The sequence below is a fragment of the Poseidonibacter sp. genome (genome assembly GCF_041821165.1).
In the GTDB taxonomy this organism is placed as follows: Bacteria; Campylobacterota; Campylobacteria; order Campylobacterales; family Arcobacteraceae; genus Poseidonibacter.
This window is the reverse complement of the sequence record NZ_JBGUES010000255.1, coordinates 1-2284: the sequence shown is the minus strand read 5'-3', so window position 1 is coordinate 2284 and position 2284 is coordinate 1. Positions and strand designations below refer to the sequence as shown.

Sequence of the window (2284 nt, the reverse complement as noted above, 5' to 3'; positions counted from 1 at the left end):
ATTAAGTATTGTAATAAGTGGTTTTTCATATGCCACTTATTATGATAGTCATACATTAAAACTTTACACAAAATTAAATGATTTGGAAAATGATTTTAATACTAATAACTATTCAAATATGAATTCTCAAATACATAATATAACTATTATTAAAAATAATACAATAGAAGAGAACTTACTTATTAAAAAAATCGTTTATGAAGATAACGATATAAAACTGTATAAATATGAAAAATAGCTTTTCTTTATTTGAATTAATTATTACGATTTTTATCTCTTCCTTTGTTATTATAAATAGTATGTTTTTTACCAAAGAGCTTTTTTTTAAACAAAAAGAGTTACTAACTATTGAAATATCTAAAATAGATTTACTCTCAACAAAACTATTTTTGCAATTAAATAAAAAAGATTTAGTACAAAATTTAAGCTATAAAGATAATACTTTATATTTTGATAATAATATTTTATTAGAAGATGTTTCAAATTTTACTCTTAAAAGTACTTCTAATATTATAGAAATTGAAATTTTACTAAAAGATAGTATCAAACAAATATGGAAATTTAATTTATGAAAAAGTCATATACTTTATTAATAACAATTATATTAGTATCAGTTTTTTCATATTTATGTCTTAGTTTATTTGAAATAAAATCTTTAAGATATCAAAATTTAAGTAATCAACATTTATATATTCAAGCAAATAATCATAAAGAATTTATGAAAAACTATTTACAAACTTTAGATTTAAGTGCAATTGAGCATTTAAAAATTGAAGATGAAAAATTTAATATATATGCAATAATAAAAGAGATTGATAATTTTTATATAATTGATATTTATGTTAATTCAAAAGAGTATTCAATATCTATCCATGAACAAATAAAAAAAGAAAATATTTAAAACTAAATATCTTTATATGTTTCTCTAATTTCTAAAAAAACTTCTTTATTATCAAAAAACAAGTCTATTAACTTTGGATCAAAGTGTTCACCTCTTTCTTCTTTAAATAAATTAAATATTTTTTCATCATCCCAAGCTTTTTTATAACATCTGTCTGAACCTAAGGCATCAAAAACATCTGCAATAGCTGTGATTCTTCCAAAAATATGAATTTCTTCTTCTTTAAGACCATCTGGATATCCTTTTCCATTCCATTTTTCATGATGCTCTTTTGCTACAATTGCTGCAGCTTTTAAAACTTCTCTTTTTGAACCATTTAAAATTTTATATCCAATATCTGTATGAGTTTTCATAATATCATACTCTTCTTCTGTAAGTTTTGCAGGTTTTTTTAATATAGAATCAGCAATAGCAATTTTTCCAATATCATGCATAGGACTAGCTGTAAATAAAATTTCTGCTTCTTCAATACTTAATCCATATAATAATGCAAGTTTTTTTGAATATTCAGCAACTCTTTTTACATGATATCCTGTTTCTTTTGAACGGCTTTCGCCAATTTCACCCATTTTATAAACAATTTCTTTTTGTGTATCTTCTATTTCTTTATGTAAATTTGTTACTTCACTAATATCATGCATTAAATGTAAATGCTCTACAATATTTCCATTTATATCACTTATAGGATAAGCAATAGTATCAAGAAAATACAAGCTACCATCTTTTGCAATATTTGTAAAAGTTATACTTAAATGCTCATTTTTAGCCAAAGTATCAATAATTCGTTGAGAGTCATTTAGAAGTCTGTGATTTTCATGTCTTAATTCTTCACAGTTTTTACCCATAAGTTCTTCTTGTGAATAACCACTTAAGCTACAAAATCTTTCATTTGCATAAATAATTTTATTTTCTTTATTTGTTTTTATTACTGCTGTAAATCTATCTGTTGCTTCTTCATATTGAGTAGTATAGTTTACTGTTTCATTTAAAGATTTATTTGTATCATCAAGTTTATTACTTAACATTTCTTTATAACTTTCAATTTCAGTAATATCATTTTTTAATCCAATATATTCAATAATATTACCATCTGAATCAATTATTGGCTTAATTAAAGCTTCTTCCCAATAATAGCTACCATCTTTTTTTCTATTTTTAATCTTGCCACTCCAAGATCTTTTTTCATTTTTTATCGTATTCCATAAATCTTTAAATACATCTTTTTGCATATCTGGATGTCTTAAAATACTATGATTTCTTCCAATAAGTTCATCTTTTGTATATCCTGATAATTTACAAAACTGCTCATTTACATAAGTAATAATTCCAGAAGATGTAGTTTTAGAAACGATTGAACTTTCATCAACTGCATCTTTATACTCT

Annotated in this window: 4 protein-coding genes; 3 read left to right on the top strand and 1 reads right to left on the bottom strand. The window is 22.9% G+C overall.

The window, feature by feature from the left end:
* The 3 genes from ACERKK_RS12890 to ACERKK_RS12880 form a co-directional block, all read left to right on the top strand.
* The coding region (locus tag ACERKK_RS12890) for a hypothetical protein (RefSeq protein ID WP_373773481.1) at nucleotides 1-238 on the top strand (238 nt) is incomplete at its 5' end.
* The gene (locus ACERKK_RS12885) at nucleotides 228-572 is read left to right on the top strand and encodes a hypothetical protein (protein WP_373773480.1); all 345 of its coding nucleotides are present in this window, start codon (nucleotides 228-230) and stop codon (nucleotides 570-572) included. The genes ACERKK_RS12890 and ACERKK_RS12885, both read left to right, overlap by 11 nt.
* The gene (locus ACERKK_RS12880; protein WP_373773479.1) at nucleotides 569-901 is read left to right on the top strand and encodes a hypothetical protein; all 333 of its coding nucleotides are present in this window, start codon (nucleotides 569-571) and stop codon (nucleotides 899-901) included. The genes ACERKK_RS12885 and ACERKK_RS12880 overlap by 4 nt, the downstream gene beginning before the upstream one ends.
* 2 nt (nucleotides 902-903) lie before the next feature.
* On the opposite strand, the gene ACERKK_RS12875 is transcribed toward ACERKK_RS12880, so the two are convergent.
* Nucleotides 904-2284 (bottom strand): PAS domain S-box protein (locus ACERKK_RS12875; protein WP_373773478.1); only part of this gene is annotated, 1381 nt, incomplete at its 5' end.

What these genes read in the sequence shown, in the direction of transcription:
- ACERKK_RS12885 (WP_373773480.1), top strand. Translation starts at nt 228, where the DNA reads ATGAAAAATAGCTTTTCTTTATTTGAATTAATTATTACGATTTTTATC.
- ACERKK_RS12880 (WP_373773479.1), top strand. Translation starts at nt 569, where the DNA reads ATGAAAAAGTCATATACTTTATTAATAACAATTATATTAGTATCAGTT.